Annotated in this window: 19 protein-coding genes; 5 read left to right on the forward strand and 14 right to left on the reverse strand. The window is 70.6% G+C overall.

The annotated features are described in order from the left end of the window. The first annotated feature begins 9 nt into the window (after window positions 1-9). Window positions 10-414 carry a nitroreductase family deazaflavin-dependent oxidoreductase gene (locus tag ACIG5F_RS32530; RefSeq protein ID WP_396523749.1) on the forward strand — a complete coding sequence of 135 codons (405 nt, stop codon included), beginning with the start codon at window positions 10-12 and terminating at the stop codon, window positions 412-414. Continuing rightward, window positions 411-797 carry a VOC family protein gene (locus ACIG5F_RS32535; protein WP_396523750.1) on the forward strand — a complete coding sequence of 129 codons (387 nt, stop codon included), beginning with the start codon at window positions 411-413 and terminating at the stop codon, window positions 795-797. The genes ACIG5F_RS32530 and ACIG5F_RS32535 overlap by 4 nt, the downstream gene beginning before the upstream one ends. Here the strand turns inward: ACIG5F_RS32535 and ACIG5F_RS32540 are convergent. From ACIG5F_RS32540 to ACIG5F_RS32585, 10 genes are all read right to left on the reverse strand, one after another. Continuing rightward, complete coding sequence (locus ACIG5F_RS32540; protein WP_396523751.1) at window positions 737-1,441, reverse strand: ABC transporter ATP-binding protein; 705 nt, start codon at window positions 1,439-1,441, stop codon at window positions 737-739. The two genes, ACIG5F_RS32535 and ACIG5F_RS32540, sit on opposite strands and share 61 nt — an antisense overlap. Continuing rightward, complete coding sequence (locus tag ACIG5F_RS32545; RefSeq protein WP_396523752.1) at window positions 1,416-2,315, reverse strand: ABC transporter ATP-binding protein; 900 nt, start codon at window positions 2,313-2,315, stop codon at window positions 1,416-1,418. Before ACIG5F_RS32545 ends, ACIG5F_RS32540 begins: the two co-directional genes overlap by 26 nt. Continuing rightward, complete coding sequence (locus tag ACIG5F_RS32550; protein WP_396523753.1) at window positions 2,309-3,124, reverse strand: ABC transporter permease; 816 nt, start codon at window positions 3,122-3,124, stop codon at window positions 2,309-2,311. Before ACIG5F_RS32550 ends, ACIG5F_RS32545 begins: the two co-directional genes overlap by 7 nt. Further along, complete coding sequence (locus tag ACIG5F_RS32555) at window positions 3,121-4,113, reverse strand: ABC transporter permease (RefSeq protein ID WP_396523754.1); 993 nt, start codon at window positions 4,111-4,113, stop codon at window positions 3,121-3,123. Before ACIG5F_RS32555 ends, ACIG5F_RS32550 begins: the two co-directional genes overlap by 4 nt. Further along, the gene (locus tag ACIG5F_RS32560) at window positions 4,095-5,657 is read right to left on the reverse strand and encodes an ABC transporter substrate-binding protein (protein WP_396523755.1); all 1,563 of its coding nucleotides are present in this window, start codon (window positions 5,655-5,657) and stop codon (window positions 4,095-4,097) included. The genes ACIG5F_RS32555 and ACIG5F_RS32560 overlap by 19 nt, the downstream gene beginning before the upstream one ends. Next, a complete protein-coding gene (locus ACIG5F_RS32565; RefSeq protein WP_396523756.1) occupies window positions 5,654-6,871 on the reverse strand; it encodes an MFS transporter in 1,218 nt (405 codons plus the stop codon). The genes ACIG5F_RS32560 and ACIG5F_RS32565 overlap by 4 nt, the downstream gene beginning before the upstream one ends. Continuing rightward, window positions 6,868-7,896 carry a PLP-dependent cysteine synthase family protein gene (locus tag ACIG5F_RS32570; RefSeq protein ID WP_396523757.1) on the reverse strand — a complete coding sequence of 343 codons (1,029 nt, stop codon included), beginning with the start codon at window positions 7,894-7,896 and terminating at the stop codon, window positions 6,868-6,870. The genes ACIG5F_RS32565 and ACIG5F_RS32570 overlap by 4 nt, the downstream gene beginning before the upstream one ends. After that, complete coding sequence (locus ACIG5F_RS32575; RefSeq protein WP_396523758.1) at window positions 7,893-8,489, reverse strand: hypothetical protein; 597 nt, start codon at window positions 8,487-8,489, stop codon at window positions 7,893-7,895. Before ACIG5F_RS32575 ends, ACIG5F_RS32570 begins: the two co-directional genes overlap by 4 nt. Beyond that, window positions 8,464-9,069 (reverse strand): hypothetical protein, encoded by a 606-nt coding sequence (locus tag ACIG5F_RS32580; RefSeq protein WP_396523759.1) that lies wholly within the window; start codon window positions 9,067-9,069, stop codon window positions 8,464-8,466. Before ACIG5F_RS32580 ends, ACIG5F_RS32575 begins: the two co-directional genes overlap by 26 nt. Before the next feature lie 82 nt (window positions 9,070-9,151). Continuing rightward, window positions 9,152-10,324, reverse strand: coding sequence for a pyridoxal-phosphate dependent enzyme (locus ACIG5F_RS32585; RefSeq protein WP_396523760.1), 1,173 nt, complete (start codon window positions 10,322-10,324; stop codon window positions 9,152-9,154). Window positions 10,325-10,524: 200 nt separating this feature from the next. On the opposite strand from ACIG5F_RS32585, the gene ACIG5F_RS32590 reads away from it, so the two are divergent. Continuing rightward, window positions 10,525-11,565 (forward strand): fatty acid desaturase family protein, encoded by a 1,041-nt coding sequence (locus ACIG5F_RS32590; RefSeq protein ID WP_396523761.1) that lies wholly within the window; start codon window positions 10,525-10,527, stop codon window positions 11,563-11,565. Between the two features lie 4 nt (window positions 11,566-11,569). On the opposite strand, the gene ACIG5F_RS32595 is transcribed toward ACIG5F_RS32590, so the two are convergent. Together ACIG5F_RS32595 and ACIG5F_RS32600 are read right to left on the reverse strand one after the other, a co-directional pair. Beyond that, window positions 11,570-12,355: a PIG-L family deacetylase gene (locus ACIG5F_RS32595; RefSeq protein WP_396523762.1), complete on the reverse strand. Its 786-nt coding sequence runs from the start codon at window positions 12,353-12,355 to the stop codon at window positions 11,570-11,572. 16 nt (window positions 12,356-12,371) lie between these two features. Then, window positions 12,372-13,280 carry a proteasome assembly chaperone family protein gene (locus ACIG5F_RS32600; RefSeq protein WP_396523763.1) on the reverse strand — a complete coding sequence of 303 codons (909 nt, stop codon included), beginning with the start codon at window positions 13,278-13,280 and terminating at the stop codon, window positions 12,372-12,374. Window positions 13,281-13,409: 129 nt separating this feature from the next. Here ACIG5F_RS32600 and ACIG5F_RS32605 point away from each other — a divergent pair, with 129 nt between their 5' ends. Both ACIG5F_RS32605 and ACIG5F_RS32610 read left to right on the forward strand, forming a co-directional pair. Continuing rightward, window positions 13,410-13,988, forward strand: a complete 579-nt coding sequence (locus tag ACIG5F_RS32605; protein WP_396523764.1) for a PadR family transcriptional regulator — start codon at window positions 13,410-13,412, stop codon at window positions 13,986-13,988. A 56-nt stretch (window positions 13,989-14,044) separates the two neighbouring features. Continuing rightward, window positions 14,045-15,541 carry an MFS transporter gene (locus tag ACIG5F_RS32610; RefSeq protein ID WP_396523872.1) on the forward strand — a complete coding sequence of 499 codons (1,497 nt, stop codon included), beginning with the start codon at window positions 14,045-14,047 and terminating at the stop codon, window positions 15,539-15,541. A gap of 1 nt (window position 15,542) precedes the next feature. Here the strand turns inward: ACIG5F_RS32610 and ACIG5F_RS32615 are convergent, their stop codons facing one another. Together ACIG5F_RS32615 and ACIG5F_RS32620 are read right to left on the reverse strand one after the other, a co-directional pair. Then, a complete protein-coding gene (locus ACIG5F_RS32615; RefSeq protein ID WP_396523765.1) occupies window positions 15,543-15,797 on the reverse strand; it encodes a hypothetical protein in 255 nt (84 codons plus the stop codon). Next, window positions 15,798-16,133 (reverse strand): DUF6247 family protein, encoded by a 336-nt coding sequence (locus ACIG5F_RS32620; protein WP_396523766.1) that lies wholly within the window; start codon window positions 16,131-16,133, stop codon window positions 15,798-15,800. It abuts the gene before it with no gap. Window positions 16,134-16,198: the final 65 nt, after the last annotated feature.

Genomic DNA, 16,198 nt, shown 5'->3' on the forward strand with positions numbered 1-16,198 from the left:
ACAACAGGCATGGACTTCAACCAGTCGGTGATCACGGAGTTCCGGGCCAACGGCGGCCGCGTCGGCGGCCCGCTGGAGGGCATCGACCTCGTGCTCGTCACCCACACCGGGGCCCGCACCGGCCGTGCCCTCACCACTCCCCTGGGTTACTTCACCGACGGCGACGACCTCGTCGTCATCGCCGCCAACCAGGGCAGCGCCACCCATCCCTCCTGGTACCACAACCTCGTCGCCACTCCGTCGGTCACGGTCGAGGTCGGCGCCGAGCGCTACGACGCGGTCGCCCACGTCGCCACCGGCGCGGAGCGTTCCCGCCTGTGGTCCACGATCTCCGCGGACAAGCCCTTCTTCACGGACTTCGCCGCCAAGGCCGCGCCCCGCGAGATCCCCGTCATCATCCTGCGCCGCGCGTGATCGGCCGGCTGCACCACGTCGAGCTGTGGGTGCCCGACCTCGACCGGACCATCCGCAGCTGGGGTTGGCTGCTCACCGAGCTCGGCTATGGCCAGTGCCAGGACTGGTCCGCCGGCCGCAGCTGGCGGCTCGGCGAGACCTATATCGTCGTCGAGCAGTCCCCCGCGTTGAGCTCCGACCGCCACGACCGCCAGCGCCCCGGACTCAACCACCTCGCCTTCCACGCCGGGGATCGCGTCGACGCCCTCGTCGCCGCGGCCCCCTCCCACGGCTGGACGCTGCTGTTCCCCGACAAACAACCGTATGCCGGCGGCCCCGACCACTACGCCGGATATCTCAGCGACGAGGACGGCTTCGAGGTGGAGTTGGTGAGGTCGTCGTAGGCCACGACATCGTCACACCAGCGGCGTAGCAGGACGGGGTCGTGGGAGATGGCCAGGACTCCGGCCCCGGTGTCGGCGCAGTAGTCGCGCACGACGCCGACCAGCAGCGCGGCGGTGGAGGCGTCGAGCATGGCGGTGATCTCGTCGCACACCAGGTATCGCGGCTTCAGGGCGAACATCCGGGCCACGCAGGCCCGTTGCAGCTGACCGTCGCTGACCTCATGCGGCCGCCGGCCGAGCAGGTCGGGGGTGAGCCCGACGCGGTCGATGAGCTCGGGCACGGCGGAGAGGTCACGCCCGCACGCCCGGAGCGGCTCGGCGATGATGTCGGCGAGCCGCAACCGGGGGTCGACGGCCAGGCGGGGCTGTTGGAACGCGACGCCGATCCGGGTTCGCAGCGCCCGTGGCGCGCGGAACCGATACCCGGTGGCGATCTCGCCGTCGACCGCCACCGCGCCGGCGAATGGTGCGTGCAGCAGGGCGAGAACCCGGGCCAGGGTGGACTTGCCGCAGCCGCTGGGCCCGAGCAGCCCGAGCGCCCGGCCGCCAGGCACGGCCAGGTCGACACCACGAACGACCGGGTCGCCACGCCGGTAGCCGGCGACGATTCCCCGCGCCTCAAGCATGGTGGCAGGCAACGACATGCTCCTCTCCCTCGGACGCAGGCAGCCGTGCGCAGGCCGAGTCGCCGAGCGGGCACCGTGGCCGGAAGGCGCAGCCCGCGGGCAGTTGGGACAGCTGGGGCGGGTTGCCGGCGATGGGCACGAACTCGCGCTCCGGCAATGCGTTGAGCAGACCACGCGCGTAGGGATGCCGTGGTCGGGCGAAAAAGGCCTCGGCCGGCGCGTTCTCGACGATCCGACCGGCGTACATGACGGCCACCCGGTCGGCGATCCGTTCGGCGGCGGCCAGGTCGTGGGTCACCATCAGCACGGCGTGACCGGCGTCGGCGATCCGTCGGAACTCGGCGGTGATCTCGTGAACCAGGGCGCGGTCCAGACCGGTGGTGGGTTCGTCGGCGAGGATGAGGCCGGGCGAGCCGGCCAGCGCCAGCGCGATCGCGGCCCGCTGGGCCAGGCCGCCGGACAGCTGGTGTGGGTAGCGGTCGAGGTGGTCAGCCGGCAGCCGGGCGCGCTCGGCGGCCTGCTCGACTGTCGTGGCGACGCCGAGTTCCCGCAGGGTTTCGGCCAACTGAGCGCGAACGGTTCGTACCGGGTGCAGATGGGTGGCCGCACTCTGCGGAACCAGGCCGATCTGTCGCCCGCGGACCTGCGCGGCCAGTCGTCGCTCGCCCAGGGCGAGCAGATCGGTCGGCCCGAGCATGGCTTGTCCGGTCACGGAAGCATTGGCGGGCAACAATCCCAGCAGCCCGGAGGCCACGACCGACTTGCCACAGCCGCTTTCGCCGACCAGGACCAACACCTCGCCGGGTTTGAGGTCGAACGACACGTCACTGGCGGCCGCGACCGGGCCGAACCGCACGGACAGGCCACGCACTCGCAGCGAAGGGGTCACCATGCCAACTCCGAGACACGTTGCCGTTGCGCGATCCGGTCGCGGAAGGTCCCGACCAGTCCGGCCACCGCCAGGGTGGGGATCAGGATGAACAGGCCCGGCACCAGCGAGACCCACCACGCGCCGGAGAACAGCGCGCGCTGGCCGTCGGCCATCATGGTGCCGAGGCTGGCCAGATGCGGCGGCAGGCCGAGACCGAGGAACGAGAGCGCGGACTCGTGCCAGATGGCGTGCGGCACCATGAGCGTGGTGGCCAGCGCCGCGTGCGGCAGCACGGCCGGCAGCAGATGCCGGCTCAGCACCCGGATCCGCCCCGCTCCGCCGCTGATCGCGGCGTCGATGAACGGCCTGGCGCGCAAGGACATCAGCTCGGCGCGAACGATGCGGGCGGCGACCATCCAGTGGGTCAGGGCCACCGACACGATAACCGCCGTGACACTGGGCCGGAACAGCGCCACGAGCAGAATTCCCAGCAGCAGCTGGGGAACCGCCGACGCGCCGTCGATGATCCGGCCCACGACCTGGTCCACTCGGCCACCCCAGCCACCGGCCAGCGCACCGGCCGCGGTTCCCAGCACGCTGGACACCACCCCGGCGGCCAGGCCGACGAGCAGGGACACCCGCATCCCGTACACGCAGCGCAGCAACACGTCGTGCCCCAACGCATCCGTGCCGAACGGGTGCGCCCAGTTCGGCTGCTGCAACACGGCGTCGAGGTCCACGGCCCGTTGATCCAGGCCGGCGACGGCGGGCACCAGGATCGCGGCCACGACGACGCAGACCACCACTGTCAAGCTGGACCAGAACTTCACGAGGCGACCACCCGGGGATCCGCGAAGGCGTAGACGATGTCGGCGAGCAGATTCCCCAGCAGGACAACGCCGGTGGCCAGTGTGGTCAGCGCGGCCAGCAACGGGAAGTCCAGTGCCACCGCGGCTTCCGTGGTGGCCGCCGCCACACCGGGCCAGGAGAACGTGGTCTCCACCAGCACCGCGCCGGTGATCAGCTCCGGGAATCGCGAGCCGACCAGCGTGATGAACGGCAGCAGAGCGCCGCGAACCACATGCCGGATCACCACGGTCCGGGGCCGAAGGCCTCGTGCCCGCGCGCCGACGACGTAGTCCTGCGCCAGCTCGGTCCGTACGGATTGCTTGACGTACAAGACGAACCATGGCGCTTGGGACGCGGCCAACGCCACGGCCGGCAGCACGAGATGGCTCAGCACCCCGCCGGCCGTCAGGTCGCCGGTCCGTAGATCGCTGACGCCCCCGGCGGGAAACCACCGCAATGTCAACGACAGCAACCAGATCATGGCCAGCGACAGCCAGAACACCGGCACCGCCTCGAATCCGTAGGCGAGAGTGGTCACGGCCCGGTCGAACCAGCCGCCCTGACGAACCGCGGCGACCGTGCCGGCGAGCAACGCGAACACGACGGCGCCGGCGAACGCCACGGTGACCAGCAACAAGGTCCATCCCATCCGTTCGCCGATCACCTGCGCCACCGGTTGGTGCTGGCTGGTCGAATCGCCGAGATCACCGGCCAGCGCCTGCGTGACCCAGTGCCACCAGCGCGAGTAGAACGGCTGGTCCGCGCCGAGGTTGTGCCGGATCCGGTCCAGGTCCTCGGTCGTGGCCCCGCCCAACGCGTCGCCGAGGTAGCGTGCCGCCGGATCGAACGGGGCGGCCGCGCCCAGCGCGAACATCGCCAGCGTCACCACGAGCAGGATCGGCAGCGCAAGAGCCGTTCGGCGCAGGATGATCCCGCGCAGCACGGCGCCTCTCACGGTTTCGGCGTCCACTTCTCGACGTTCCACCACGGCCCGTGGGCCAGGCCGTCGTTGTGCGGCTCGACCTGCGGCTGGATGCCGTCCCACGCGTCGGACATCACGTACACGTGGTCCAGCTGCACGCAGAACAGCCATGCCGGGTCCTTGACCAGTTCCTGTTGCAGCGCACGGTAGATGCCGATCCGGGCGGTCTCGTCGGAGGTGGTGCGGCCCTGGTCGAGCAGCCGGTCCACCTCGGGGTTGTGGTAGTGCCCCGGGTTGAACCAGCCCTTGCCGGCGTAGGAGGAGTGGAAGATCTTGTACGTGATGAAGTCCGGGTCGTACGGCGTGCCCCAGCCCATCACCAGCGCGTCGTGGCTCATCCGCCGCTGGATCGCCTCCACGCTGAGCCCGTCCACCGCCACGTCCACCCCGATCTTCTTGGCGTCGGCGGAGAAGGCCAGGGCGATGTCCTTGCGCACGGTGTCGGCCGCGCTGTACATGACGGTGAACTTCGCCGCGGTGTCGCCACGGTGGCGCATCCCGTCCGCGCCCTCGACCCAGCCGGCGTCGTCGAGGATCTTGCCGGCGGCGGCCAGGTCGACGGGGTGTTCGATGGTCGGGTCGTACCACTTGCTGCGCGAGTACAGCGGCCCGTACGCCGGCCGGCCGGCGCCGCCGAGGACGCCCCTGACCATGGCGTCCCGGTCGACGCTCAGGTCCAGGGCCCGGCGCAGGGCGTTGTCGCCGGTCACCGGGTTGTCCATCGGCATCATGATGCCCCGGTAGTCGGCGCTGGGCACGCTGCGCACGACCATGCCGGGCTGGGTCCGAGACCGGTCGACCAGCCGTGGCGGCAGGCTGGCGGCGTCGAGTTCGCCACTGGCCAGCCGGGTCGCCCGCACGTTGTCGTCCCGGACGAACGCCAGCACGACCTTCTTCACCTTCGGCGCGCCGCCCCAGTAGTGCTCGTTCGCGGCGAGCACCATCCGCTCGCCGGCCTGCCACGACTCCACTGTGTACGGTCCGCTGCCGACCGGCTTGCGGTTGAACGGGTCGGTGTTGACGTCCTTGCCGCGCAACAGCTTCGCCGGCACAATCCCGATCCCGGTGTACTGCGGGAAGGTGGCGTACGGGTACTTGAGGTGGAACACCACGGTCCGGGGGTCGGGGGTCAGCACCGACTCGATGGCCGCGAAGTCGGTGCGCAGCGTGGTGTTGGTCTTCGGGTCCAGAATGGACTGATAGGTGAAGGCCACGTCCTCGGAGGTCAGCGGGCTGCCGTCGGAGAACGTGACGCCGGGCCGGAGCGTGTAGGTGAAGGTCCGGTTGCCGTCGCCGGCCGTGGGCAGCGATTGGGCCAGCGCCGGCGCCAGGTTCAGCTTGTCGTCCAATGCCACCAGGCCGTCGAACAGCTTGGACGCGCCGTAGGGACCGAAGCCCAGCAACGGGTTGAGCGTGGTGGGCTCGGGATTCACCGCGATCACCACGGTGTCGCGGGTCGCGGCCGACGGCGCGGCGCAGGCCCCGAGCAGCACGGCGACCGCGGCCACCGCGGCGGTTCTGAGCAGTCTCACGTGAGAACTTCCTTGCGAATCGGGAAAAGCAGGGACACGACCGACACCGCGGCCATCAGGAGCCCGGCCAGCACCAGCACGGCGCCGGCGGCCAGGTGCGCGCCGAGCAGGCCGGCGGCGGCCAGCCCGAGCATCTGCACGAGCTTCATCGTCATGAACTGCAAGGAGAAGACCCGGCCCTGCAACTCGTGCGGCGTGGTGGCGGCGAGATGGCCGTCGGTGCTGACGTGCGCGAGCGGGCCGCCGAAACCGCCGATCAGCAGGGCCAGGCCGCCCACCCACAGCGTGGTGGACAGGCCGAGGCCGACGAAGCCGCCGGCGGTGAACAGCCAGCCGCCGGACAGCAGCACCAGCGGGTGGATCGTGGTCGAGCCGAGCCTGGACGCGCACATCCCGCCCAGCAGCTGGCCCACCGCGTAGGCGGCGATCAGCAGGCCCCACGCCGCCGGCGTCTGCTCGTACGTGTGCAGCACCAACAGTGGCGTGGCCACCAGGTAGGCGGCCCAGGCGAAGTTGTTCAGCGACCGGACGAGGATGATCCGGCTGATCACCGGCTCGCCGCGGACGAACCGGAAGCCGGCGGCCAGCTGGCTGATCCGGCTGGGCCGCGGCCCCTTCGCCCCGGTCGCGGCGACCGGCCGCGCCCACCGGCCGAGCAGCACGAAGGCCGCCGCGCTGAGCACAAAAGTGGCCGCGTCGACCAGAAACAGCCCCACGACCGGCAGGAACGCCAGCAGGACCCCGGTCAGGCCGGGGCCGCTGATCCGGCCGATACGCTCGGTGGCGTCGATCAGGCCGTGGGCGCGGGTCAGGTGCTCCTTCGGCACCAGTGACGGCAGCGCGCTCTGCATGCCCGGCGTGAACAACAGGTTCATCGCGGTCATCAGCACACCGAGCAGAATCAGGTGCCAGTACTGGAGCTGGCCGCCGGCGTAGAGCGCGACCGGGAGCGCGACGAGCACCGCCCGGACGATGTCCAGCCACGCCAACAGTTTCAGCTTGCCGCCCCGGTCCAGCCACCGGCCGCCCAGCACGCCGACCAGCACCACCGGCACCGCCTCGGCGATGCCGGTCAGCGCGACGGCCTGGCTGGAACCGGTGAGCTGCACGACGAGCCAGATGATCGCCATCTGGTAGAGGGCGTCGCCGGCGACCGAGGTGGACCGGGCGATCAGCAGCGTGATCGCCACCGGGGTGGTCCAGAACCTGGTCACCGCGGTTCTCCGGCCCGCCAGTCGCCCTCCAGCGGCCGCAGGTTCAGACATGCCGCCAGCCAGTCCGGTTCGGCCAGCGAGTCGTCCAGGCCGTGCTCGACACGCCAGGACTGTTGGTAGAACTGGCCGAGATAGCGGTCCCCGCGCTCCGCGACGACGGCGAGCACCAGATTCTCCGGCCCCAGTTGGGCGGACTCGCGCAGCGCCACCGACAGCACGGCCCCGGTCGCGCCGCCGGACAGCAACTGCTCGCGGCGGGCCACCACCCGGGCCGTGCGGAAGGCCAGCCGCTCGGGCACCCGATAAGCCCGGCTGAGCACGCTGCCGTCCAGATTGCCCGGCCACCACGACAATCCGAGCCCGCGCAGCCGGTAGGCCTGGTAGCTGCCGCCGAAGATGCTGGAGCCCTGGACGTCCACCGCGACCATCTCGGTCCGCAGCCCCGCGTCCCGGAAGGCCCGGCCCAGACCGGAGATCTGCCCGCCGGTGCTGACCCCGACCACGCAGACGTCCGGTGTCCGGCCGTCGAGCTGCTCGATCAGCTCGGCGGCGGTCAGCGACTCGTGCGCGGCTGCGTTGTCGGGATTGCTGTACTGGAGGAGCAGCAGCGCATCTTGCTCCTCGACGATCCGGCGGGCCCTGGCCAGGCGGCTGCCCTGCCAGCTGCCCTTCTCGTCGGGCTGCTCGACCTGGTGCACGGTCGCGCCGTACATCTGCATGACATGCTTGCTGTACGGCGTCATCCGGGGATCCACCACGAGGTGGCACTCGATACCCAGTGCGCCGCAACACATCGCCAGCGCGAGACCGAGGTTGCCGCTGCTGGGTTCCACCACCGGCCGGCCGGGCGGCAGATCGCCGCGGGCCTGGGCGGCGCGCAGCATGTTCAATGCCGGCCGGGCCTTGACGCTGCCGCTGGCGTTGTGTCCCTCCAGCTTCAGCAGCAGGTCCGCGCCGCCGGCGAGGCGGAGGGTGGACGGGGCGAGCAGCGGGGTGCCGCCGATGAGGTCGAGCAACGCGGTCACAGTGTTCCGTCCTGGTCCAGTGCGCCGTCGGCCAGACACACGACGACGACCAATTCTTCGGTGGGCAGGGCAAGTGCCTGGCGGACAACGGCTGCGCTGCGCGCGTCCACGAGCACGCCTTGGTGGCCCAGCTGGGTGCGCATCTCCAGGTCCACAGTGGCCGGCCCGAACAGCTCCGGCACGAGGAGCCGGAATTCCTCGTCCAGCTCGTGGTCGAGCTCCGTGCGCAGCTCGGCGTGCACGGCGTCCACATCGAGCCGGTAACCGCTGCTCGGCGCGGGCTCGGTCGACTCGGCCCCGAACGCCGACGCTATCGCACCGAACAGGGTGGGCTCGGTTTCGTTGTAGGACAATGGAATGTGCATGGTGGCGGTGAGCATCGCCAGCGAGGCCGCCAGCGGGCCGCCGTCCTGCACGTGCGGCCGCGGGCTGGTGATCTTCGCGTGCGCGGCGACCCGGTCGTACAGGGTGCCGGTGGGGTTGAAGCCCTCCAGCTTCAGGGCGATTTCGCGGCCCTCGATCGTGATACGGACACACGGTGTCCGTCCGACCAGTGACAGCACCGAGTCAACCCAGGTGGTGGTCGCAGTCATGTTCTCCCTCCAAGACGTCTAGTACGGCCGCGGCGAGCAGCACGTCGAGGCCGCCGCCTCCGCCGGCCGTGCGGACGACCGCGTCGGCGGCCTCCGCAGAGTCGATCTCCCGCACTCCGCCGCCGACGCCCACGTACCGAACCCCGTTGAGGGGCAACGGAAGCGGGGTGGTCGACGGGGTGGCGGTCAGCACCGCCGACGGCATCCGGTCCCCCGGCTGCCACGGTGTCGCCAGGCCGTCCCGTGGTGGCCTGCCGCGAGGTGACCAGTAGTGGACCGGCACCTCCGGCAGCACGGCGTTGGCCAGCGCCACGCAGGCGCTGCCCAGCCGGCCGGTTCCGCATACCAGCAAGCTGTCGATTCCGTTGCGGCTGGGCCAGTCCAGCAGTACGGAAGCGGCGCGCGAGTAGCTGAGGTAGACCGCTTCCACGCAGCCGCGTAGCTGGTCGTGCCGGTCGAAGACCAGGGTCCAGTACGAGCCTTCGGAATGCGGCCGGACCCTCGTGCCGTGCGTGCCGTCGGCCAGAAAGCCGGCCTTGATCGACGGCCGCCGGTCCCCGCACACGCCAACGGCCGTCACCTCACTGAAGCTGTTGTCCCGCAATGCTTCCGTGCAGATGCGAAACAGTTGACGCGGGGGCAGCGCCCGACGGACCTCGTGCTCAGCGACGAATCTCATTCCGGTCGCCGCCGGTCAGGTTGATCACCACCGGTCCGGTGTCGGGGCCGGGCCGCGTCGACCGCGCCCAGCCAAGGTAGCCGGCGACGGCCACCGCGGAGGCTTCGCAGACCGAGCGGCCGGTGTGCTCGAACACCAGGTGCCGGGCCGCCCTGATCTCGGCGTTGGCCACGGAGGTGAAGTCGCCGTCGCAGTTGCGGACCAGGTTGCGCACCAACGGATACGCGCCGGACGGGTCGCCGCGCAGGATCGCCTTGGCCAGGCCGTGCGGGCGGGCCACCTTGTCCCCCGGTGCGATCCGCTCCCGGCCGCCCCGCCAGGCCGTGACCATCGGCGCGCAGCTGTCCTGCTGCACGCACAACAATTTCGGCCGGCGGGCCTCGATGCCGAACAGCGGCAGCTCGCCGGCCGCCTTGGCCGCGCCGACGACGCCCATCGCGCTGCTGATCGCCTGCACGTACACGCCCGGCGCCTCGCCGAGTTCGAGGGCGGCCTCCAGGAAGGCGGTCTTGAGCCCGTCGCGCCGGGCGGGATTGAAGAACCCTGCCTCCCACTGCAAACCGTGCTCGCGCGCGTGTTTCTGGCCGGCGGTCCCGGCCTGGACGAAGGTCCCGTTCACCACGTGCACCGTGACGTTGGGCGAACCGAGGCCGCGCAGCCGGTAGGCGAAGTCCCGCCCGACGAAGATGTGCACCTCCAACTGCGGATAGAACTCCGCGAAGGCCGCGAACGAGGTCGAGGTGTTGCCCGTCGAGGACAGCACGATGCCGCCGATCCCGTTGTCCACCAGGTACGGGTAGACCACCGCGGCCGCCCGGTCCTTGGTGGTGCCGGTGGGCAGCGCGGTCTCGTCCTTCAACCACACCCGCGGGCCGCCGCCGGCCAGTTCGCGCAGGAACTCGCCGTCCAGCAACGGCGTGCGCAGGTCGAGCGGGCCGTGCACCACCGACCGGTCACTGAGCGGCAGCACCGGCCACGCCCAGTCGTAGAAGTCGGCCGTGACGCCGCCATACGCCCGGCCCGCGGCGCCGATGGCCGTCTCGACCATGCCTCGGCCGCACGCGCACTGGCCGACGACCCGGTGCTGGGCCGCGCCGCACGGCACGCAGACGCGGCCGATCTCCCGTACCGGGCTCAACACCCCAGATGCAGACACTCAGGACTCCCCATGCCCGAAGAGACGAAGTGCCCACACCTTAACGACAATGATTTTCAGATCGCAGCGAAACCGAGTATGGCTCTGCTCACGGCGCGGTATGCGCATATCGCGGTGTCGGAACCTCTCGGCCGGCTGGGACGTTGCCGGGGCAACGGTGCGCGAATCGTCGGCCGTTGCGGCCCGAGCATCGGACAGCCATGACGTCGATCGACCCAGAACCGGCCGCCACCCGCCGCGGCACCGAATTCGCCGAACTGTGCCGCGTGGTCAAGCGGCACGGCCTGCTCAACCGCCGACACGGCAGCTACGTCGGGAAGTTCGCGGTCAACGCGGCGCTGCTGGCCGTCGGCTGGACGGCCTTCGCCGTGGTGGGGCCGTCATGGTGGCAGCTGGTCACCGCCGCCTTCCTGGCGGTGGTGCACACCCAGCTCGCGTTCATCGGCCACGACGCGGGCCACAAGCAGATCTTCGCCGGGCGGCGGGGCAACGACGTCGTCGGCCACCTGCACGCCGCCCTGGTCGGCATGAGCTACGGCTGGTGGACCGGCAAGCACAACCGCCACCACGCCAACCCCAACCACGAGGACGAGGACCCGGACATCCAGATCTCGGTGCTGGCCTTCACCGCCGAGCAGGCCGCCGCCAAACGCGGGGCCGTGCGCTGGCTGGCCGGGCACCAGGCGGCACTGTTCTTCCCGTTGCTGCTGCTGGAGGGCCTGAGCCTGCACGTGGCCGGCGTCAAGGCCGTGCTACGGCGTGAGGTCAAGGCCGTGCCCCTGGAGGGCGCGCTGCTCGCCGCCCACGTCGCGCTCTACCTGGCGGCGGTGTTCTGGGTGCTGCCCCCGGCGCAGGCGGTGGTGTTCATCGCGGTGCACCAGGGGCTCTGGGGCGTCTACATGGGATGTTCCTTCGCCCCCAACCACAAGGGCATGCCCACCGTGTCCGCCGGCCAGCGGCTGGACTTCCTGCGCAAGCAGGTCCTCACGTCTCGCAACGTGCGCGGCGGCCGTGTCGTCGACTTCCTGCTCGGCGGCCTGAACTACCAGATCGAGCACCACCTGTTCCCCAGCATGCCCCGGGCCAACCTGCGGCGGGCCCAGCCCCTGGTGGAGCAGTTCTGCGCGCGCAACGGCATCCCCTACAGCCAGACGAGCGCCATCGGCTCCTACCGGCAGGTGCTCAGCCACCTGCACGCCGTCGGCGCGCCGTTGCGCCGACCACGGGTCGCCACGACCTGAGCAGTCAGCTCAGGCCGGCCAGCAGGTCGGTCTCGGTGATGCCGGGGCCCTGGCCCTCGCGGATGAACCACTCGGTGCCGAAGCTGCGCACGAAATGCTCGTCGGGCAGGCTCAGAAAGAAGGAGTCGTCGGAGATCTGGCTGGTGTGGGCGCGCATGCCGGCCCGCTTGACCTGGGCATAGGCGCTGACGTCGACGCGGGCGGTGATGATCGCCTCGGGCTTGCCGAACTCGCGGTCGCTGAAGTCGGGCGCCTCGCCGCCGGTCTCCTCGGCGAAAGCGGTCCAGTTGGCGATGGAGGCCTCGCGGTTCATGGTGCTCTGGTAGACCCGGGGCGTGCCGGCCAGCTCGGCGGCGCGCAGGCCGACGCGGTGCACCTGGATGTGGTCGGGATGCCCGTAGCCGCCGTTGTCGTCGTAGACGGTGAGCACGTCGGCCCGCTCCTCGACGAGGATGGCGGCGAGCTTGGCGGCGGCCTGCTCGACCGAGGCGGTCCAGAACGCGCCGGGCGCGGTGTTGGCGTCCCAGCCCATCATGCCGGAATCCTTGTAGCCCAAGAACTCCAGCCGCTTGACGCCGAGGATGTCCGCGGCCGCCCGCGTCTCGGCGAGACGGCGCTCGACCAGGGTCTCGCCCTCGGCCAGCAGGCCGTCGGGGATTTCGCCCCGGCTGCCGTCGGTGGCGACCACCAGCACGACCCGGTGCCCTTCGTCGGCCGCCTTGCGCATCACGCCGCCGGTGGCGATGGACTCGTCGTCCGGGTGGGCGTGAAAGGTGACGATCGTCGCCATCAGTCGTCGATCCCCATCACTCGTTCGGTGACTGCTCGGCCAGGAACTGCTCGAACTGGTCGCCGAGCTCGTCGGCGGTGGGCATCTGCTCCAGCACGTCGCTGAGCAGGCTGGGCTTGCCGGCGGCCTCGGCGAACGTGTCGTACTGGCGCTCCAGGGCCCGCACCACGTCGGCCACCTCGGCCGACTCGTTGACCTGGCGGTCGATCTCGACGGCGGCCCGGCGCGCGGACTCCCGCAGCGACTCGTCGGGCAGGTTGAGGCCGGTGGCCCGGGCGACGTGGTCCAGCAGCGTGACCGCGGCGGTCGGGTAGGAGGTCTGGGCCAGGTAGTGCGGCACGTGCGCGGCGAAGCCCACGGCGTCGCGGCCGGCCTGGCCGAGGCGGAACTCCAGCAGCCCGCTCATGCTGGCCGGCACCTGGAGATTGTTGGGCATCTGCTGGTGCTCGCCGATCAGCTCGGGCCGGGTCCCGTGCGCGGTCACGCCGAGGGCACGAGTGTGCGGGGCGCCCATGGGGATGCCGTGGAAGCTGGCAGCCAGCCGCACGCCCCAGCGATCCATCAGCCCCTGCACCGCCTGGATGAACAGCTCCCACTCGTGGTCGGGCTCGGGCCCGGTCAGGATCAGGAACGGCGCGCCGTTGGTGTCGTGCAGCAGGCGCACCTCCAGCGTCGGCGCCTGGTAGCTGTCCCAGTGGTCGGTGCTGAAGGTCATGATCGGCCGCCGCGACCGGTAGTCGATCAGCCGGTCCACGTCGAAGGTCGCGACCACCCGGTTGTCCAACCGCTCCAGCAGGTGCTCGACGAGCAGCTTGCCGGCGCTGCCCGCGTCGACGAAGCCGTCGAAGTTCACCAACAGGACCGATCCGTCCAGGTCGGGCGTGTCCGAGTCGACCTCGACCAGGTCTTCCGGATCGCGTGCCACCGCATACCTCCCACAAGCAGCCGTACAGAGCTCCTGGACGTATAACGCGTGCGGGCTTCGGATTCATCCCCGCCGGTCAGCTATAGTCAACGCTTGAACAATCAGCGCTGGATCATCTGAGAGGGCGCCGTGAAGCTCACCCCGCTGGCCATGGCGGTGCTGGAGCTCCTGATGGAGAAGCCCATGCACCCCTACGAGATGGCCCAGGTGCTGCGGGCCCGGCACATCGAGACCAGGGCCAACGTCAAGCCCGGCTCGCTGTACCACGCGGTGGAGCGGCTGGAGACCCACGGCCACATCGAGGTCGTGGACACCCAGCGCGAGGGCCGGCGGCCGGAACGCACCGTGTACGGGGTTACCGAGGCCGGGCGGGACGGCTTCATGGAGCGGGCCAAGGCGATGCTCGGCTCGGTGGAGCCGGAGCACCCGGAGTACGCCAGCGGGCTGGCCGCGCTCAACGAGCTGGAGCGCGAGCAGGCGCTGGCCGAGCTGCGCACCCGCGCGCTGACGCTCCAGGCCGCCGCGGCCGCCGACGAGGTGGTCATCGAGAGCCTCCTGGCCCGGCCGCTGCCGGCCATCTACTGGCTGGACAAGAAGTTCCTGGCCGACCGGCGCCAGTTCGAACTGGCCTGGACCAAGCAGCTGATCGAGGACATCACCACCGGCCGGGTCGACTGGGCGCCCGCCGACAGCGAGGACGAGGCGTGACCACCAGACCGGGCAGTCCGTGGGGCGCGCTGGCCGCGCTCTGCATCGGCTTCTTCATGATCCTGTTGGACGCGACCATCGTGTCCATCGCCATCCCGGCCATGCTGCGCGGGCTGAACGCCAGCTTGAACTCCGTGGTCTGGGTGACCAGCGTCTACCTGCTCACCTACGCCGTGCCGATGCTGTTCACCAGCCGGCTCGGCGATCGGTTCGGGCCCAAACGAGTGTTCCTGGTCGGCCTGGCGCTGTTCACGCTGGCCTCGCTGTGGTGCGGCCTGGCCGGCGACGTCGGCACGCTGATCGCCGCCCGCGGCGTGCAGGGCATCGGCGCGGCCCTGATGACGCCGCAGACGCTGGCGTTCATCAGCTTCCTGTTTCCGCCGGCCCGCCGCGGCGTGGCGATGGGCGTGTGGGGTGCGATCGCCGGGCTGGCCACCGTGGCCGGGCCGCTGCTGGGCGGCCTGCTGGTGGACAACTTCGGCTGGCAGTGGATCTTCTTCGTGAACGTGCCGGTGGGCGTCGTCGCGGTCGTGATGACCGTGGCGCTGGTGCCGGACTGGCAGCCCGGGGCCGCGCATTCCTTCGACGTCCCGGGCATTCTGCTGTCCGGGGCCGGCTTGCTGCTGCTGGTGTTCGGCCTGCAGAACGGCCAGCAGTACAACTGGGGCGAGGTGTGGGGCGGCATCACCGTCTTCGAGCTCATCGGCGCCGGCGTGGTGCTACTGGTGGCGTTCGCCGTGTGGCAGCGGTTCAACCGCCGGGAGCCGCTGCTTCCGTTGCGGGTCTTCGGCAACCGCAACTTCTCCGCCGGCACGCTGGCCTCGGTGACCGTCGGCTTCACCATGACCGGCATGTTCTTCCCGATTGTGATCTACTTCCAGACCGTGCTCGGGCTGACGCCGCTGCAGGCCGGCCTGCTCACCGCGCCGATGTCCCTGCTGTCCGGCGCGGTCGCGCCGTTCTCCGGCCGGCTGTCCGACAAGGTCAGCGCCAAGTACCTGCTCACCTTCGGCCTCGTCGCGCTGGCCGCCGGGCTGGCGTGGATCTCCCTTCAGATCACGCCGACCACGCCCCCGCTGGCCGTCATCCCCGCGCTGCTGTTGTGCGGCTTGGGCATCGGCTTCATCTTCTCGCCCATGAGCACCGTCACCATGGGGGCCGTGCCCCGCGAGCTCACCGGTTCGGCTTCCGGCATCTACAACACCGCCCGCCAGGTCGGTGGCGTGCTCGGCAGCGCCGCCGTCGGCGTGCTGCTCCAGGCCCGCATCACCGCTGCCCTCACCGCCTCCACCGCCGGCCTGCCCGCCCAGGCCCGCGCCGGCATCGCCGCCGCCCCCAACCTGGAAGGCGGCGCCCCGCCCGACCTCGGCTCCGTGCCGGCCGCCGTGCGCCAGCGGATCACCGACGCCATCCACAGTGGACTCACCACCGCCGCCACCCAGACCCTGTGGCTCCCCGCCGCCGTCCTCCTGCTGGGAGCCCTGGCCGCTCTCGCCATGCGCACCAGCCGCCCCACCCCCGCCGCCGAGCCCACCCCTCAGCCCGCCGCCTAGCTCAGCCCCACCACTGCACCATGACGATATGGACCTCACGCTGGTGTTCGAGGATCAGGTAGATCACCTGGCCCTCGGCGCCCGGTCCGAACTTCCACCGGCGCATTGCGGCTCCGGGATTGTCTTTGTGATGGGGATCCCCATTCCATGGGGTTAGCTCAAGAACGTTGTAGACCTCGGTCAGCCCTGGCAAAGCCTCGCGCGGCAATGCCTCAATCTGTTCTTCAGCGTCGGGATAGATATCGAGGCGGTACATCTAGCCGGCGAGCCTCGCTTGGATGCGCGCCAGCATTTCTTCGCCGGAGATGCTGCCGGCCGGAGCCTTGCCCGTTGCCAGCGTGCGCTCGACCGTGTCCATCATGCGGGCGTAGCTACCGGGAAACTTCTGCTCGTGATGGGCCATCAGCCGCCATTTGGCCAACAGGTCCTGCACACCGGCGAGGTCGTGCATCCGCCGCGCTTCTTCCATCACGAAGTCCCACTCGCGGTCGAAATCCGCGAGCATCTGGCCAGTCAGGTTGGCACGGATCACTCCCGGCTCCGAACTCGGCGAGACCGGCTCCGGGTCGTGGTCGTACGCGGGCAGTGCCATGGATCGACGGTAGCAGGTGGGGCGCTGACCACAAGGGAGTACACGCCGTAGTCAAAAATGTCACC

It is taken from the genome of Kutzneria sp. NPDC052558 (assembly GCF_044547355.1).
GTDB lineage: Bacteria > Actinomycetota > Actinomycetes > Mycobacteriales > Pseudonocardiaceae > Kutzneria.